The 17,023-nt window shown below is 72.1% G+C and carries 13 protein-coding genes and 1 tRNA gene; 7 read left to right on the forward strand and 7 right to left on the reverse strand.

What is annotated here, in order from left to right:
* The first annotated feature begins 477 nt into the window (after positions 1-477).
* Both AB0411_RS13700 and AB0411_RS13705 read left to right on the forward strand, forming a co-directional pair.
* Positions 478-2,562, forward strand: coding sequence for an ATP-binding protein (locus AB0411_RS13700; RefSeq protein WP_366417482.1), 2,085 nt, complete (start codon positions 478-480; stop codon positions 2,560-2,562).
* Positions 2,553-4,088: an ABC transporter substrate-binding protein gene (locus tag AB0411_RS13705; RefSeq protein ID WP_366417483.1), complete on the forward strand. Its 1,536-nt coding sequence runs from the start codon at positions 2,553-2,555 to the stop codon at positions 4,086-4,088. Before AB0411_RS13700 ends, AB0411_RS13705 begins: the two co-directional genes overlap by 10 nt.
* 223 nt (positions 4,089-4,311) lie before the next feature.
* Here AB0411_RS13705 and AB0411_RS13710 read toward each other — a convergent pair.
* Positions 4,312-4,383 (reverse strand) — tRNA-Cys (locus AB0411_RS13710).
* A gap of 173 nt (positions 4,384-4,556) precedes the next feature.
* Entirely contained in the window at positions 4,557-5,420 is an 864-nt protein-coding gene (locus tag AB0411_RS13715) for an alpha/beta fold hydrolase (RefSeq protein WP_366417484.1), read from the reverse strand.
* 166 nt (positions 5,421-5,586) lie between these two features.
* Here AB0411_RS13715 and AB0411_RS13720 point away from each other — a divergent pair, with 166 nt between their 5' ends.
* The 4 genes from AB0411_RS13720 (at position 5,587) to AB0411_RS13735 (ending at position 11,192) form a co-directional block, all read left to right on the forward strand.
* Positions 5,587-7,218 (forward strand): MFS transporter, encoded by a 1,632-nt coding sequence (locus AB0411_RS13720; RefSeq protein WP_366417485.1) that lies wholly within the window; start codon positions 5,587-5,589, stop codon positions 7,216-7,218.
* A 182-nt stretch (positions 7,219-7,400) separates the two neighbouring features.
* Positions 7,401-9,197, forward strand: coding sequence for a DEAD/DEAH box helicase (locus AB0411_RS13725; protein ID WP_366417486.1), 1,797 nt, complete (start codon positions 7,401-7,403; stop codon positions 9,195-9,197).
* A 475-nt stretch (positions 9,198-9,672) separates the two neighbouring features.
* Positions 9,673-10,314 (forward strand): IclR family transcriptional regulator, encoded by a 642-nt coding sequence (locus AB0411_RS13730; protein ID WP_366417487.1) that lies wholly within the window; start codon positions 9,673-9,675, stop codon positions 10,312-10,314.
* A gap of 98 nt (positions 10,315-10,412) precedes the next feature.
* Positions 10,413-11,192, forward strand: a complete 780-nt coding sequence (locus AB0411_RS13735) for a S16 family serine protease (protein ID WP_366417488.1) — start codon at positions 10,413-10,415, stop codon at positions 11,190-11,192.
* A gap of 143 nt (positions 11,193-11,335) precedes the next feature.
* Here the strand turns inward: AB0411_RS13735 and AB0411_RS13740 are convergent, their stop codons facing one another.
* The 5 genes from AB0411_RS13740 to AB0411_RS13760 are packed head-to-tail and all read right to left on the reverse strand — an operon-like array spanning position 11,336 to position 15,586.
* The gene (locus tag AB0411_RS13740; protein ID WP_403147632.1) at positions 11,336-12,349 is read right to left on the reverse strand and encodes a glycine betaine ABC transporter substrate-binding protein; all 1,014 of its coding nucleotides are present in this window, start codon (positions 12,347-12,349) and stop codon (positions 11,336-11,338) included.
* Positions 12,346-13,230 carry an ABC transporter permease gene (locus tag AB0411_RS13745; RefSeq protein WP_403147630.1) on the reverse strand — a complete coding sequence of 295 codons (885 nt, stop codon included), beginning with the start codon at positions 13,228-13,230 and terminating at the stop codon, positions 12,346-12,348. Before AB0411_RS13745 ends, AB0411_RS13740 begins: the two co-directional genes overlap by 4 nt.
* A complete protein-coding gene (locus AB0411_RS13750) occupies positions 13,227-14,465 on the reverse strand; it encodes an ABC transporter ATP-binding protein (protein WP_366417489.1) in 1,239 nt (412 codons plus the stop codon). The genes AB0411_RS13745 and AB0411_RS13750 overlap by 4 nt, the downstream gene beginning before the upstream one ends.
* Positions 14,458-15,105, reverse strand: coding sequence for an ABC transporter permease (locus tag AB0411_RS13755; protein ID WP_366417490.1), 648 nt, complete (start codon positions 15,103-15,105; stop codon positions 14,458-14,460). The genes AB0411_RS13750 and AB0411_RS13755 overlap by 8 nt, the downstream gene beginning before the upstream one ends.
* Before the next feature lie 13 nt (positions 15,106-15,118).
* Entirely contained in the window at positions 15,119-15,586 is a 468-nt protein-coding gene (locus AB0411_RS13760) for an Lrp/AsnC family transcriptional regulator (protein WP_086715635.1), read from the reverse strand.
* A gap of 129 nt (positions 15,587-15,715) precedes the next feature.
* On the opposite strand from AB0411_RS13760, the gene hppD reads away from it, so the two are divergent.
* On the forward strand, positions 15,716-16,870 hold the full coding sequence (gene hppD / locus AB0411_RS13765) for a 4-hydroxyphenylpyruvate dioxygenase (RefSeq protein WP_403147627.1): 1,155 nt from the start codon (positions 15,716-15,718) through the stop codon (positions 16,868-16,870).
* The last annotated feature ends 153 nt before the right edge of the window (positions 16,871-17,023 follow it).

Genomic DNA, 17,023 nt, shown 5'->3' on the forward strand with positions numbered 1-17,023 from the left:
GGCCCGAGAGGCGGCGGGCCGGGGCCGGCCGGGGTCCGAGAGCCGGTTCGGCGCGGCCGAGTTCGGCTGCCGGGTGCGGTGTGGCCGGGCCCTGGTACGCCGTGCGGTGTGGCCGGGCCCTGGTACGCCGGCGTGGCGTGGGACGGCCGGGCCCGCAGGTGACGTGTTCGGCGTGGACGAGTGTCCTGGAATCGAGCGGCAGGGGCGGATTCCCGCGCGCCGGCGCGGCGCGGTGCCCGCGCGGAACCGGTCGCGGACCGGCATTTTCACGGTCCGTCACGGAGATTGTCAGTGAGGTCACTTAGAGTGATTTCCGGTGTGCGGGGCGGCGTCGAACGAGGGGAGGGAAGCGGCCAGAGGGAGCCAAAGTGCTTGCGGCGCACCGGAATTGGAGGATCCTGGGGCGGCCGGAGTGAGCGCCGACCGGCCAGGGGAATCGCGGGGATCACGGGGAACGCGAGGCCGAGGGGGAGCGGGATGCCACGGGAGTGGGCGGGGGAGTCCGGGCGGGACCGGGCCGTGGAGCGGTACGTCCAGGAGCTGTTGGTGCGCAGGCCGGGCAGCCGGCCCGAGTTGCCCGCCACGCTGCTGCTGGGGCCGCGTGGCAGCGGCAAGACGACCGTGCTGCGGCATCTGGCGGACTGGGCCCGGCGGGCACCGGTGGCCCGTCTCGACCTGGCGGCGCTGGGGCAGGAGGGCCGCAAGCCGATCGATGTGCTCGCCGCATTGGTCTTCCAGCTCAACGAGCGGAAGAAGGACTTCGCCCGGCTGCGGTTTCCGGCGTTCGGACTGTTGACGATCGCCGTCGCGGCACAGGTGGAGGCGGCCGACCGGGACGCCGCGGTACGGCGGATGGAGGAGGCGCTGGTCGGGCCTCCGGGCAGCCGCTCGGAGGTGATCAATCAGCTCGCCGCCTACGCCGCGACGGTCCTCGGCGCCCCGACAGCGGTGACCGCCGCGCTGCCGCTGCTGCCGGAGTGGCGCCGCCACTGGGCGCGCCTGCGGGTGCGCTGGCAACTGGCGCGTATCCGGCGCCGCAGCCGGGGCGCCGGCTCCGTCGACGGGTTCCTGATCGACCTCAACCAGCGCTACGGGGACAGGGAGGAGGCCGAGCGGCAGCGGGCCGAGGCGGTGCTCTTCGACGCCTTCCTCGACGATCTGCGCCGCGCGTACGCCTCGCGCGGTGGCGACGCACGGCGGACGACGCAGTGCCTGGTGTTGCTGGACAACGTCGACAGCCCGCTGGGCAACGACTTCCTCAAAGCGTTGTTGGACGCCCGGCGCAAGGCGGGGGCGCCCGACCCGCTGCTGGTGCTCGCCACCGCGGGCAGCTATCCGGCGGCGCTGGAGGGCTTCGCGTTCGGCGGGCCGCGTCGGGCCGGTGCGCTGCCCGGCCGGTGGCCCGCGGAGGAGGAGAAGTTCGTTCCGGAGCGGGTCGTGAAGGGTCTGGTGGTGGGCCGGCTGCGCGATCTGGCGCGCCACGAGGTCGAGCAGCAGGCCGAAGAGGTGCTGCGGTCGGCCGGCCGCCGGGTGCCGGTGCCGGCTGCCGACAACGGTGTGCAATGGCTGGGCTGGGTGGTGCACGAACTCACCCGCGGCCATCCGGCGGGCACCGCACAGCTGCTTCAGGCCCTGCTCGAATGCCCTGCGGAGACCGGTTGGGAGGCGCGGCTGCGGCAGGTCCTGCAGCCCTCCTCGGGCCTCGTCGACACCCTGCTGGAGCGGCTGTTGCCGATCGACGCGAGCGGTGAGCTGGCGCAGGCGCTGACCCGTGCCGCGGCCGCCGTCGATCTGGCCCAGACACAGGCGGGCCTGGCGCTGTGGGACGAGTCGAGCGCCCGGGTCCAGGAGGAGTTCAACGACTTCTGCACGGACGTGCTGCGCACCATGCACCTCGACAGCGGTGACGAGGAGGCCGACGGCCCTACGGAAACTCCCCATCCGCTGCTGCGCCTTCTGCTGCTGTGCCGGCTCGCCGCGGCCCCGGAGCCCGCCATGGGGACGGCAAGGGACGGTGGGGCCCCCGACGGAGCGTCCGGCATGCGCAGGTGGCGTGCCGTGCATGCCGCCCTGAGAGACCGGGCGGCCGCCTCGGGGGAGCAGTCCACCGCGGCCTATCACGCGCTGGCGGGCGGTGATCTCGCCGCGGCAGCCGCCTACCTGGACGACGCCTTCGACCGGCTCGCCCCCGAGGAGTGGTGTGCGCAGCTGTGCCGGCTGCGGCGCGCCCCGCTCCCCGAGGCGGACGGGGCCCTGGGCCAGCCGCTGTGGGAGCGCTACGAGCGGCTGGTGGACCACCTCGGCGACGGTGCGGTGGATCAGCGGCTGCGGACCATCACCCGGCTGCTCGCGGCGGTCTGGATCAGCCCCGAGCCGCCGGACGACCCCCGGACGGACCGGGTCGGCGACCCGTATCGCGATCCGCTCGGCGATCCCGCCGCGGAGCTGTACGGCGAGATCCAGGCCCGCTTCCACACCCTCGCGGTGCACGCCGACAGCGTGCCCTGGACCTCGGCGCTGCTGCGGAAGGCGAAGCAGTACGGAAAGGAGCCGTGGCTGTGAGCACCCGGATCTTCGAACCGCCCCGGCCGCCGCGGCGCTGGGGGCTGTGGATCGCTTCGGCTCTGGTGGTGGCGGCGGTCGCGGTCGTCGCCGTGGTGCAGATCGTCGACCGCGCCGGCCGCTGCGGCGACGGCGTCCGCGAGGTGGCCGGCGGTGAGTGCGTCGGCGTCACGGACGGCGCGTACGCCTTCGGGAACATGCAGCAGCTGAGCGCCAGGATCCGCGACGAGAACGAGAAGGTCGCGGGGTCCGGGCAGCGCTCGGTCGCCATCGCCTATGTCGAGGCCATGGCGGGCGGATCCGCCGACCGCGGGCCGGAGGCCACCCGGCAGGCCGTCAGCGGCGCCTACCTCGCCCAGCGCGCGCTGAACGCCGAGCGGGCGACCCTCCCCAAGATCCGGCTGCTGCTCGCCAACACCGGCAGCGGCGACCGCCATTGGAAACAGGTCGTCGACCAGCTCATCGCGATGAAGGACAAGGAGAATCTCGTCGCCGTGGCAGGCTTCGGACAGAGCAACGACCGGACGATGAGCGCCGTGAAGCGGCTGCGGGCCGCCGGGCTGCCGATGGTCGGCGCGACCGTGGCGGCCGACGGACTCAGCTCCCGCACGGCCGGGTTCTACCGGGTCTCCTTCCCCAACCGCGACCAGACCGCGGCCGCCGCCGGCTACCTCAAGGAGCAGCAGCAAAAGCACCCCGGCTACCGCGTCCAGGTGATCCGTGACGGCAACGAGAAGGACGACTACAACACCTCCCTCTACGAGGACTTCTCCTCGGCGGCCCGGCGTGCGGGCCTGAAGGTGGACGACGAGGTCGTCCCGTTCCGCTCCGGGGAGGGCGAGGAGGCGACGGCGGGCAATGCGCTGTCCCTGGTCGCCGACAAGGTCTGCGGTGACCCGAAGCCGCCGGACGTGGTGTATTTCGCCGGCCGGGGACGGGAGCTGCGCCGGTTCATCGAGGCGGCGGGGGAGGGAGGCCGGCACTGTCCCACGACCGTGCTCTCCGGATCCAGCGCGCTGGGCGTCTACTTCGACACCGGCGGCGACCGGCACCGTGCCGAGCTCGCCACCCTCGCCGAACGCTGGAAGCACAGCCGGCTGACCGTCTACTACACCGCCTTCACCCACCCCCGGATATCCGAGGAGGTCTACGGCGCCGCCGGGAACGGCCCGTTCGCGGACTTCGCGCGTGCCTACCAAAACGAGGTCGGCGGCCCGCCCTCCGCCCTCGCCAGCGGCCAGGCGATGCTCGGCCATGACGCCGTGTACACCATCGGCAAGGCCGCCCGGAGCGCCGTCGGCGTCTACGGCACCCGCCGGGTCACCGCCCGGATGGTCCTGGCCATGCTGGAGCAGACCAACGGCAGATCCCGGGTCCGTGGCATCAGCGGCTACATAGCCTTCGACCCGGACACGGGCGAGCCGGTGGACCGCCCCCTGGCGCTGGTGGAGCTGCGCCGCCCGACGGACGCGGGCGAGGCCGGGGACACCTACCGGTTCGTGGCCGCGCTGCACGCCGATGGCTGAGGTGCGGGGAGCGGCACGGCAGCCGGGTGTCCGGGGCGCCCGGCGGGCCGAATCCGCCGGGTCGAGGGAGGCGCCCCCTGCAATCGGAGGCGGCCCGCACGGGGGTGGGGACCGCCTCCGGAGACCGACGTGGTTCTCGCACGCCCCGCGCGCTCTTCGCGCCACCGGGTGATGCTCGCGGTGGCGCGAGACGGCGCGGCGCATCGGGACACGCGGTGCGTCGAGGCCGTGGCGGGAATCGAACCCGCGTAACTCGCTTTGCAGGCGAGTCCCTGAACCACTCGGGCACACGGCCGTGTTGCTGTGCTGATCCCGACTGTAGGCCGCGTGGCGGGGTGCCCGGCAAGGGTGCGGGGCGGGGTGCCATGGAGCTGTCATGCGGGGCAACGGGGAGCAACACGGGGCAACGAGGGGCAATGCGGTGTTCGTGAAGCAGGAAAGGGGGCCGGGCGCCGGGCGGGGTTGGGCTCAGGCTGCGTGCAGGAAGTCCTCGATCACCTGGCCGAAGAGTTGCGGTGCGTCCACCCAGGGGTAGTGGCCCACCTCGTGCAGGGTCCGCACCCGGGCGTCCGGGAAGGACTCGGCCACCAGCTCGCCCGCGCGCATGCCCGTCACCCCGTCCCGGTCGCCGGTCACCACCAGCACCGGGCAGGACGCGTCGCGCAGGCCGGCCAGCAGGGCCAGTCGCAGGTGTTCGTCCACGCCCTGCCAGAAGCCGGCGCGCGGCACCGGTCCCAACTGCTCGCCCTCCGTGGCGGCGTGGGCCTGCTGCGGCTCCTCCCACCGTCCGTAGGCGAGCGGCGCCGCGGCGAACAGCAGCTCCCGCACCTCGCTCAGGTCGGACGCCTCGGCCAGCTGCTGCACCGCCGCGGAGGCCGTGGGCCACCACTCCTCGTGCGCCCGCGCGGCGAAGATCTCCTGTGCGTCGTCGGGGAGTTCGCCCTGCAGCCGGGAGCCGGGGCAGACCAGGACCAGGCGGGTCAGCCGCTGTGGGTACCCCGCCGCGTACGCCTGGGCGACCGCGGCGCCCGCGTCGTGGGCGAGCAGCGCGAACCGCTCCAGGCCCAGGTGTGCGCGGAGTGCCTCGACGTCCTCGGCGAGCTGGGGGAAGGCGTAGCGGGCGGGGTCGGCGGCGGCCGGGGAGTCGCCGGTGCCGCGGCTGTCGGGGAGGATCAGCTGCCGGTCCTCGGCCATCCCGCCGAGATCGCCCAGATACGCGGCGTCCCGTCCGGGGCCGCCGGCCAGGCACACCAGGGGCGGCAGGGGCGAGTCGGCCGGGCCGAGCACGCGGTAGTGGAGCTCGGTGTCGTCGTACGTGCGGAAGTGCGGCATACGGACAGCTTGCCCGAAACGCGGGGAGGGAGACGTGCGGAGAGGGGGAGGGGAGGGGCTGGGGGGACGTGAGTGGGGAGGGGCCGGGCGTCGTAGGACCGGCGACCGAGCCGATCCCCGTCCTCCGACAGGGGCACCGGGCTCGTATGGCCCTTACGCTGGCTCGATGAGCGCTGACCGTCCCCGCGGCACCGAACCCCGCACCGCCCCGGGCCCCGGCACCGGGGCAACCGGGCCGACAGGACCCACCGGGACCACCGCGGCCACTGCGGCCACCAGGACCGATGGGACCACCGCGGCCACCACCTCCGCAGCGCCCGTCGCGCCTGCCGCCACCGCCGAAGCCGCGCCACCTGCCGCTTCCGCCCGAGCCGCCCCGCCCGCGCCCCACCCCACCGGCGGCATCCTCGGCCGGGAGTACCGGGCGCTCACCTTCGGGATCATTTCCGTCGTGTCGGTCGTCGCGTTCGAGGCGAGTGCGGTGAACACCGCGATGCCGGTTGCCGCCCGGGCCCTGGACGGCATCGGGCTGTACGCCTTCGCGTTCTCCGCGTACTTCACGGCGAGCCTGTTCGCGATGGCCCTGTCGGGGGAGTGGAGCGACCGGCACGGGCCGCTCGCGCCGCTGTTCGGCGGGATCGCCGGGTTCGGGGCGGGGCTGCTGGTCGCGGGCGGGGCGCAGAGCATGGGGATGTTCGTCGTGGGGCGCGGGGTGCAGGGCATCGGCGGCGGGCTGGTGGTGGTCGCGCTGTACGTGGTCGTCGGCCGGGCCTACCCGGAGCGGCTGCGTCCGTCGATCATGGCGTCGTTCTCGGCGGCCTGGGTGGTGCCGGTGATCGTCGGCCCGCTGGTCGCCGGGACCGTCACCGAACAGCTCGGCTGGCGCTGGGTCTTCCTCGCCATCCCGGTGCTGATACTGCTGCCGCTCGCGGTGATGCTGCCCGCGCTGCGCAAGCTGCCGCGTACGCGGCCGGGCCCGCGCGGCGGCGTGCGGCAGGTGCTGGGCAACCGGCGCTGTCTGCTCGCGCTGGCCGTCGCGGTGGGGGCCTGTCTGCTGCAGTACGCGGGGCAGCGGCCGGACTGGTCGGCGCTGGTGCCCGCGGCCGCCGGGCTGGCCCTGCTGGTGCCGGGCATCGTGCGGCTGCTGCCGCGCGGCACGTTCCGCGCGGGGCGCGGCCTGCCGAGCGTGGTGCTGATGCGCGGTCTGGCCGCGGGGGCGCTGGTCGCCGCCGAGAGCTTCATCCCGCTGATGCTGGTCACCCAGCGCGGGCTGTCCCCGACCCTCGCCGGTCTCTCCCTCACCGGCGGCGGACTGACCTGGGCGCTGGGCTCGTACGTGCAGAGCCGGCCGCGCCTGGAGCCGTACCGGGAGCGGCTGATGGGCCTGGGCATGGTGCTGCTGGCGGCGGCCATCGTCGCGGTGCCGCTGGCGCTGCTCGACGGTGTGCCCGTCGCGATCGTGGCGGTGGCCTGGACGGTCGGCGGGTTCGGGATGGGCCTGAACATCTCCAGCGGCGGCGTGCTGCTGCTGAAGCTCTCCCGTCCCGAGGAGGCGGGCAGCAACTCCGCTTCCCTGCAGATGTCGGACGCGCTGGGGAACGTCACCTTCGTCGGGATCAGCGGGGCGCTGTTCGTGGCCTTCGGCGGTGGTTCGATCGCGGCGAACGCGCCCGTGGCGGCGGCCGGTGCGGCCCCGGCGAGCCATCCGGCGGCCTTCGCGGCGGTGTTCGCGGCGATGGCCGTGGTGGCGTCGGCCGGGGCGGGGGTCACAAGCAGGTTGCGACCCGAGCGGGCCTGAGGGCGCTGCGCCGGCACCCGCCGCACCGTTCCCACCTGCGGATCCGCCGTCGTCCGGGCCCGGACCGCGAATGTGACCTCGGTCCCACCCCGGGGTGAGCCGGTGCCGTAACACGGGGGCGTGAACCGCCGCACGGGTAGGCTGACGCGGTTGCCGATCGCCGAGTTCAGCCGACGGAGACCGTGACTACCACCACCAGCGCCACCAATAACCATCACCTGTCCCCGGCCTTTCCGGGACGGGCCCCTTGGGGTACCGCGAACAAGCTGCGTGCCTGGCAGCAGGCGGCCATGGACCGCTACATCCAGACCCAGCCCAGAGACTTCCTCGCCGTCGCGACGCCGGGCGCCGGCAAGACGACCTTCGCGCTCACGCTCGCCTCGTGGCTGCTGCACCACCACGTCGTCCAGCAGGTGACGGTCGTCGCGCCGACCGAGCACCTGAAGAAGCAGTGGGCGGAGGCGGCGGCCCGGATAGGGATCAAGCTCGACCCGGAGTACAGCGCCGGGCCGCTGGGCCGCGAGTACCACGGTGTCGCGGTCACCTACGCGGGCGTGGGCGTACGGCCCATGCTGCACCGCAACCGCATCGAGCAGCGCAAGACGCTGGTGATCCTCGACGAGATCCACCACGCCGGCGACTCGAAGTCGTGGGGCGAGGCGTGCCTGGAGGCGTTCGAACCCGCGACGCGGCGGCTGGCGCTGACCGGTACGCCCTTCCGGTCCGACACCAACCCGATCCCGTTCGTGACGTACGAGGAGGGGAACGACGGCATCCGGCGCTCCTCCGCCGACTACACCTACGGCTACGGCAACGCGCTCGGCGACGGCGTCGTCCGGCCGGTCATCTTCCTCTCCTACAGCGGCAACATGCGCTGGCGGACGAAGGCGGGCGACGAGATCGCGGCCCGGCTCGGCGAGCCGATGACCAAGGACGCGGTCTCCCAGGCCTGGCGCACCGCGCTGGACCCGCGCGGCGAGTGGATGCCCAATGTGCTGCGCGCGGCCGACCACCGGCTGAGCGAGGTCCGCAAGTCCATCCCGGACGCCGGGGCCCTGGTGATCGCCTCCGACCAGGAGCAGGCGCGGGCCTACGCCAAGTTGATCCGGGAGATCACCGGTGAGGGCGCCACCCTGGTGCTGTCCGACGACTCCGGCGCCTCCCAGCGCATCGACGACTTCGCGCACTCGCACGACCGCTGGATGGTCGCGGTCCGGATGGTGTCCGAGGGCGTCGACGTGCCGCGGCTGGCGGTCGGGGTGTACGCCACCACCATCTCGACGCCGCTGTTCTTCGCGCAGGCCGTGGGGCGCTTCGTGCGCTCCCGCAAGCGCGGCGAGACCGCCTCCGTCTTCCTGCCCACCGTCCCGATGCTGCTCGGCTTCGCCAACGAGATGGAGGTCGAGCGCGACCACGTCCTGGACAAGCCGAAGAAGGACGGCGAGGAGGACCCGTACGCCGAATCCGAGAAGGAGATGGAGGAGGCGAACAAGGAGCAGGACGAGGACACCGGCGAGCAGGAGCAGTTCTCGTTCGAGGCGCTGGAGTCGGAGGCGGTCTTCGACCGGGTGCTCTACGACGGCGCCGAGTTCGGGATGCAGGCCCACGCGGGCAGCGAGGAGGAGCAGGACTACCTCGGCATCCCCGGGCTGCTGGAGCCGGACCAGGTGCAGATGCTGCTGCAGAAGCGGCAGGCCCGGCAGATCGCGCACAGCAAGAAGCGGCCGGACGAGGAAGCGGATCTGCTGGAGCTGCCGGCCGAGCGGCGCCCGGTGGTCACGCACAAGGAGCTGCTGGAGCTCAGGAAGCAGCTGAACACGCTGGTGGGGGCGTATGTCCACCAGAGCGGGAAGCCGCACGGCGTGATCCACACCGAGCTGCGGCGGGTGTGCGGCGGACCGCCGAGCGCGGAGGCCACCGCCGGGCAGCTGAACGAGCGGATCAAGAAGGTACGGGAGTGGGCCACGCGGATGCGGTGAGCCGCCCGTGGCCCGTGGGGGCGGTGCGCCGGTGATACGGCGCACCGCCCCCGCTGTCGTTCCCGGCGGGCGGGCGGACGACGCCGCCGTACCCGGTGCGCGGACGTGTCCGGGGAGCCGCCCCGCCGTCGTGTCCGGGGAGCCCCCGGGTGCCCTCCGGCCGCGCCGGGGGCCGTCGCCGGCCCGGCCCGGCGCGAGCGCCCAAATCGCCCGGACGGTCCTGTAGCCCTACCTGAAACACAACGGGACCTTCTGGACGGACCTACGGGGATATTCCGGGCGGGGGAGCCCGGATTCTGGACGGACTCTTCCGCTCACCGGACTGGCTCGCTACTGTCCCGGTCACGCACACGCCCCGTGGCAGCGCCGCCGCGGAGCGCAGCCGGTTGCCATGCGGCCGGCGGCCTCTAGCGCGCGCTGCTCCGGGATCCGCAGCGCGTCGCGTCCGAGGGCCGCCACTCACCCAGGAGGCGTCGTGACCGCAGAGACCTCCCAGACACTCGACCGAGGGCTGCGCGTCCTCAAACTGCTCGCCGACACCGACCACGGGCTGACCGTCACCGAGCTGTCCAACAAGCTCGGCGTCAACCGCACCGTGGTCTACCGTCTGCTGGCCACGCTGGAGCAGCACGCCCTGGTGCGCCGCGACATAGGCGGCCGGGCCCGGGTCGGTCTGGGCGTGCTGCGCCTGGGCCGCCAGGTCCATCCGCTGGTCAGGGAAGCCGCGCTGCCCGCACTGCGCTCGCTCGCCGAGGACGTGGGGGCCACCGCGCACCTCACCCTCGTCGACGGCACCGAAGCGCTGGCCGTCGCCGTGGTGGAGCCGACCTGGACCGACTACCACGTGGCCTACCGGGCCGGATTCCGTCATCCGCTGGACCGGGGGGCGGCCGGCCGGGCGATCCTCAAGGCCCGGCAGGGACGCCTCCAGGACGCCGGGCTCGCCCTGACACACGGGGAGTTGGAGGCCGGCGCGAGCGGTGCGGCGGCGCCGCTGCTCGGGGTGAGCGGCATCGAGGGGAGCGTGGGCGTGGTGATGCTCGCGGACACCGTCTCCGAGCGGATCGGACCGCGGGTGGTCGACGCGGCCCGGGAGGTCTCGGAAGCGCTGCGCTGAGGGAGCCGGGGCCACGGGGTGTGAAGGGGCGGTGGCCGTGTGGTGAGGCGGCAGCGCCTTGCGGCCCTGGTGGGGCGGGGGTCAATTAGGCTGGCTGAGTGTCCTCACGCACCCGCGCCCTGGCGGTCTGCTCCGCCCTCGTCCTGGCCCTCGTCCTCACGGCGGTCCTCGCCCCGCTGCCGTTCGCTGTCGCCTATCCGGGCATGACGGCGAACGTCCTCGGCAACGACAAGGGCAAACCGGTGATCACCATCACCGGCGCCGGGACCCGTAAGACGAGCGGGCAGCTGCGGATGACCTCGATCGTCGCCACCGGCCCGGACGCCTCCGTCCACCTGCCGGACATCGTCGAGGGCTGGTTCCGCACGGACGAGGCCGTGATGCCGCGCGAGGCGGTCTACCCGGTGGGCAACAACACCGAGGAGATCGCCGAGCACAACGCGAAGCAGATGGCTCAGTCCCAGGACACCGCCACCAGCGCCGCGCTCGGGCAGCTCGGCAGGTCCACCAAGGACATCAAGGTCAAGCTGAGCCTCGCGGACGTCGGCGGCCCGAGCGCCGGCCTGATGTTCGCCCTGGGCATCGTCGACAAGCTGGACGGCGACGGCGCGGGCCACGACCTGACCGGCGGGCGCACCATCGCCGGTACGGGAACCATCACCGCGGGCGGCAAGGTCGGCGCGGTGGGCGGGGTCCCGTTGAAGACGCAGGCCGCGCACCGCGACGGCGCCTCGGTGTTCCTGGTCCCGCGCAAGGAGTGCACCGACGCGCAGGCGGAGCTGCCCAAGGGGATGCGGCTGATCCCGGTCACGACGCTCGACAGCGCGGTGGACGCGCTGCAGGCGCTGCGGACGGGCGGCCGGGTTCCGCACTGCTGATTCCGCACTGCTGAAATCCCGCTGCCGAGCGGGCCGCAGCCGGGGCCGGTCGCCTGCCCCGCGCCCGGCGGCCGGCCCGTCCCGTTTCCGGCCCGCCCGCCCCGCGTCCGGACGTCCCGCATCCGGACGTCCCGCCCCGGGCCTCACCCCTCCTTGATGAACCCCTCCTGGATCAGCCAGTTCTTCGCGACCTCGTGCGGGTCCTCGCCGTCCACGTCGACCTTGCGGTTGAGCTCCTGGGCGACGGTGTTGTCGAGGGCCTTGGTCACCGGGGCCAGGACCTCGGCCATCGCCGGGTACTTCTTCAGGGCCTCGGCGTTGATCTCGGGAGCGACGTTGTAGTTGGGGAAGAAGTGCTTGTCGTCGGCGAGGACGTGCAGGTGCATCGCCTTGATCCGGCCGTCGGTGGTGAAGACCTCGCCGAACGCGCAGGTGCCCTTCTGCGTCTCGGTGTAGACGACGCCGCCGGTCATCTTGCGGATGTTGGCCGACGGCACCTGCATGCCGTACGCCCGCGCCATGCCCGGCAGGCCGTCGTTGCGGGTGGCGAACTCGTTCTCCACGCACATCGTCACGGCGCCGGGGTTCTTGTGGGACAGCGCCGCGACCTGCGAGAGGTTGTGCACGCCCAGTTTCTTCTGGTTCGCGGTGTTCAGCGCCAGCGCGTAGGTGTTGTTCAGCCTCGACGCCGGGAGCCAGACGATGCCGTTCTTGCGGTCCTCGTCGCGGACCGCCTTCCACTGCTTCTGCGGGTCGACGATCGGCTTGGTGTGGCCGAGGTAGGTGATCCAGCCGGTGCCGGTGTACTCGTACGCGGCGTCCGCCGTGCCGGACTTGACGGCCTCCCGCGCGCCGATCGAGCCCTGGATGCTGGTCTTGTCGATGACCTTGGCGCCCGCCGCCTCGAAGACGATGCCCATCATCTGGCCGAGGATGATCTGCTCGGTGAACTCCTTCGAGGTCACGGTCAGCTGCGCCCCGGTGAGCGGCCTGCCCGGGTAGCCGGCCTTCGGCCCCGGCAGCACGGTGTCGCTCATCGCGCTGCCGCTGACCAGGCCGCAGGCGCTGAGCAGGGTGGCGAGCAGGACGAGGAGGAAGCGGGCGCCCCGGCGCCTTCCGGGACGGCGGTGCGGGGCCGGATTCGGGCGGTTCCTCATGCCGTCGCCTCCAGTCCGCGCGGCCGCAGCAGGAGTTCGGCCAGCGACGCCAGCCACTCGACCAGCAGGGCGAGCGCCACGGTCAGTACCGAACCGAGGATCAGTACGGGCATGCGCTGGGTGACGATGCCCGCCGAGATCAGGTCGCCGAGGCCGCCGCCCCCGCCGAAGGTGGCCAGCGTCGCGGTGCCGACGTTCAGCACCAGTGCGGTGCGGACGCCGGCCAGGATCAGCGGTACGGCCAGGGGGAGTTCGACCTTGGTCAGCACCCCGGTGGGGGACATGCCGATGCCGCGGGCCGCCTCGGTCAGCGTCGGGTCGATGCCGCGCAGCCCGGCGATGGTGTTGGCGAGGACCGGCAGCACGGCGTAGATGACCATGCCGACGATCGCCGAGCGGGGCCCGATGCCCAGCCAGATGACCAGCAGGATCAGCAGACCCAGGGCCGGTACGGCCTGCCCGAGGTTGGCGAAGGCCATGGCGACCGGGGTGGCCCGGCGCAGCTTGGACCGGGTCAGTGCGATGCCCAGCGGGATCGCGATGATCAGTACGAAGAAGGTGGAGATCGCGGTGAGCTGGATGTGCTGCCGCAGCGCCAGCCACACCTTCCCGTTGTCGACCGCCTGGTGGGCGATGGAGTCCAGGCGGGCGCCGCGGAACCACAGCCAGGTGGCGAGCAGCGCGAGGACCAGGAAGGCCGGCATGAAGGTCCACTTCTGCCAGCTGATCCGGCGCCGTCCCGGGGCGGCGGACCGGACGGGTGCCTCACCGGCCGCGTCCTCCCGCTCCTGCATCTCGACGTCGTCACGGACGGCGAAGCCCTCGTGGTCGCTGGGCGGTCGCCCGCCGCGGTGCGGACTGCTCCCGTCGCGGGGGCTCATGCCTCCAGGCCTTCCTGTTCCAGCTGCGTCTGGCGGGCGCGCTGTTCCCGGAGCTGGTGCTGGTGCTCCAGGGCCTCCATCCGGTCCGCCTCCAGCAGTTCCTGGACGTTGTTCATCAGCGTCTCCATGTCGACCACGCCGATGTACTCGCCGCGCCGCCCGGTGACCGAGACCCGGCCGGCGCTGTCGGTGAGCACCGCCTCCAGGGCGTCGCGCAGGGTCGCGTCCCGGGTCACGGTGTGCTGGACCGGCGTCCCGGCCCGCGCCAGCGACTCCTTGGCCAGGGCCAGATCGCCGCGGCGCAGCCACTTGTACGGGCGGTGGTTGGGGTCCAGCAGCAGCAGTTCGTTGTGGGAGCCGGATCGCAGCCGGTCGAAGATGGACTCCAGCGGGTCGTCGATCCGGGCGGTGGGGAAGTCGACCACGCCCACGTCCCGTACGCGGGTGAGGTTGAGCCGTTTGAGCGCCGCCCCGGCACCGACGAAGCCGGAGACGAAGTCGTCGGAGGGGTTGGTGAGGATGGCCTCGGGGGTGTCGAACTGGGCGATGTGCGAGCGCTCGCGGAGCACCGCGATCCGGTCGCCGATCTTGATCGCCTCGTCGAAGTCGTGGGTGACGAAGCAGATGGTCTTGTGCAGCTCGTGCTGGAGCCGGATCAGCTCGTCCTGGAGGTGGTCGCGGGTGATCGGGTCGACGGCGCCGAACGGCTCGTCCATCAGCAGCACGGGCGGGTCGGCGGCGAGGGCGCGGGCCACCCCGACGCGCTGCTGCTGGCCGCCGGAGAGCTGGCGCGGATAGCGGCCGTGGAACTCGCCGGGGTCCAGGCCGACCAGGTCGAGCATCTCCTCGACCCGGTTCCTGGTCTTCGCGGCGGACCAGCCGATCATCTTCGGGACCAGGGCGATGTTCTGGGCGACCGTCATGTGCGGGAAGAGGCCGGACGCCTGGATGGCGTAGCCGATCTTGCGGCGCAGCTTGACCGGGTCCATGTCGGTGACGTCCTCGTCGCCGATCCGGATCCGCCCGGAGGACGGCTCGATCAGCCGGTTGATCATCTTCAGGGTGGTGGACTTGCCGCACCCCGAGGGCCCCACGAGGATCACGATCTCGCCGGCCTTGATCTCCATGTTGACGTTGTCCACCGCGGGGACGGGGTTGCCCGGGTAGACCTTCGTCAGGTTCTCCAGATGGATCCTCGCCCCGGTCGTGGCGGCGTTCTCGGGCGTCTCAGGCACGGATCCCCCTGGAGATGGTCAGGCGTCCGATCAGGACGTAGGCGGCGTCGAAGAGGAGGGCGAGGATCGCGATCCCGAGGGTGCCGGAGAGCACCTGGTTGAGGGAGTTGGCGCTGCCCAGCGAGGCGATCCCGCGGAAGATCTCGTTGCCCAGGCCCGGGCCGGAGGCGAAGGCGGCGATGGCGGCGATGCCCATCAGCATCTGGGTGGCGACCCGGATGCCGGTGAGGATGGGCGGCCAGGCCAGCGGCAGTTCGACGCGGAAGAGCCGGGCGGTGCGGGACATCCCGATGCCGGTGGCCGCGTCGACCAGGTCCGGGTCCACCCCGCGCAGCCCGACGATGGCGTTGCGGACCACCGGCAGCAGCCCGTACAGGGTCAGCGCGATGACCGTCGGGGGGACGCCCAGGCCGACGATCGGGATCAGCAGACCGATCATGGCCAGGGAGGGGATGGTCAGGATGGTGGCGGTCGAGGTGGTGGCGAGGTTGCCCGCCCATTCGCTGCGGTAGGTCACGACGCCGATGAAGACCCCCAGCAAGGTGGCGAGCACCATGCACTGGAAGACGGCACTGGCGTGCTGATACGTATCCGTCAGCAGCTGGGCGTGCCGGGTGCCGACGTACTCCCAGAAGCTCACTCGGTCTCCTCGGTCAGTCTGCCGATGCCTGTTTCACCAGCGGGACGATGCGCAACGGAACCGGATTTTCCATGACGATCGCCGTGGAAGCCCGCACGATCCCATCAAAGCCCACAACCCGGTCGATCACCCGCTGTAGATCGGCGTTGGACCGAGCGACGAGCCTGCAGAGCATGTCCCCGTGTCCCGTCGTTGTATGCAGCTCCAGCACCTCGGGAACGGTCGTCAAGTGGGCGCGTACGTCATTGCCTTGGCCCTGTTTGATCTCCAGCGTGGCAAAAGCGGTCACCGGATAGCCGAGCGCCGCGGGGTCCACGTCCGGCCCGAAGCCCCGGATCACTCCATTCGACTGAAGGCGGTCGAGCCTGGCCTGGACCGTCCCGCGCGCCACCCCCAGCCGCCGGGACGCCTCCAGCACGCCGATCCGCGGCTCCTCGGCGAGCAGCTCCAGCAGCGCCCCGTCCAGATGATCGATCGCCATCGTGCGCACCGTCCCTTTCGATGGTCATCATGTACAGATAGCTCGGCGGTTTCGCCTTTTCGCTATGCATAATGCCCAGAATTTTCGCGAACTATTGCGCACCTTGTGGATCGGAGGGACTCTGCGACCATGGCAGACACCACGATGCACACCCAGCCCACCACCCCTGACACGGCTCGGCAGGCGGACCCCTTCCCGGTCAAGGGGATGGACGCGGTCGTCTTCGCCGTCGGGAACGCCAAGCAGGCCGCGCACTACTACTCGACCGCCTTCGGCATGAAGCGCGTCGCCTACTCCGGTCCGGAGAACGGCAGCCGCGAGACCGCGAGTTACGTGCTCGAATCCGGCGGCGCCCGGTTCGTGTTCACCTCCGTCATCAAGCCCACGACCGAGTGGGGCCGCTTCCTCGCCGACCATGTCGCGGCCCACGGCGACGGGGTCATCGACCTCGCCATCGAGGTCCCGGACGCCCGCGCCGCCTACGAGCACGCCGTCGCCCAGGGCGCGACCGGACTGGAGAAGCCCTACGAGCTCACGGACGAGCACGGGACCGTCGTCCTGGCGGCCATCGCCACGTACGGCAAGACCCGGCACACCCTCGTCGAGCGCTCCGGCTACGACGGGCCCTACCTGCCCGGCTACGTCGCCGCCCAGCCGCTGGTGGAGACCGGCCCGCGCCGCTTCCAGGCCATCGACCACTGCGTCGGCAACGTGGAACTCGGCAAGATGAACGAGTGGGTGGCCTTCTACAACAAGGTCATGGGCTTCACCAACATGAAGGAGTTCGTGGGCGACGACATCGCCACCGAATACAGCGCGCTGATGTCGAAGGTCGTCGCCGACGGCACGCTCAAGGTGAAGTTCCCGATCAACGAGCCCGCGATCGCGAAGAAGAAGTCGCAGATCGACGAGTACCTGGAGTTCTTCGGCGGCCCCGGCGTCCAGCACATCGCGCTGGCCACCAACGACATCGTCGCCAGCGTGCGGGCGATGCGGGCGTCCGGTGTGGAGTTCCTGGACACCCCCGACTCCTACTACGACACCCTCGGCGAGTGGGCCGGCGAGACCCGGGTGCCCGTGGAGACGCTCCGCGAGCTGAAGATCCTCGTCGACCGCGACGAGGACGGCTATCTGCTGCAGATCTTCACCAAGCCGGTCCAGGACCGGCCGACCGTGTTCTTCGAGATGATCGAGCGGCACGGCTCCATGGGCTTCGGCAAGGGCAACTTCAAGGCGCTCTTCGAGGCGATCGAGCGGGAGCAGGAGCGGCGCGGGAATCTCTGAGCCGCTGAGCCTTGCGGCGGGGCGGTGCGCCCATGTCCGTGGTGGGTGAGGGGTGCGGGCCTCCGGGGCGGTGCGGGGACTGCTTCGCTTTCGTCCCCGTACCCGGCCCCTCCGGCCCGCCCCCTCCCGCCGGTGGGCGGCTCCCCTCGTCCC

This window comes from Streptomyces angustmyceticus, assembly GCF_040701845.1.
In the GTDB taxonomy this organism is placed as follows: Bacteria; Actinomycetota; Actinomycetes; order Streptomycetales; family Streptomycetaceae; genus Streptomyces; species Streptomyces angustmyceticus_A.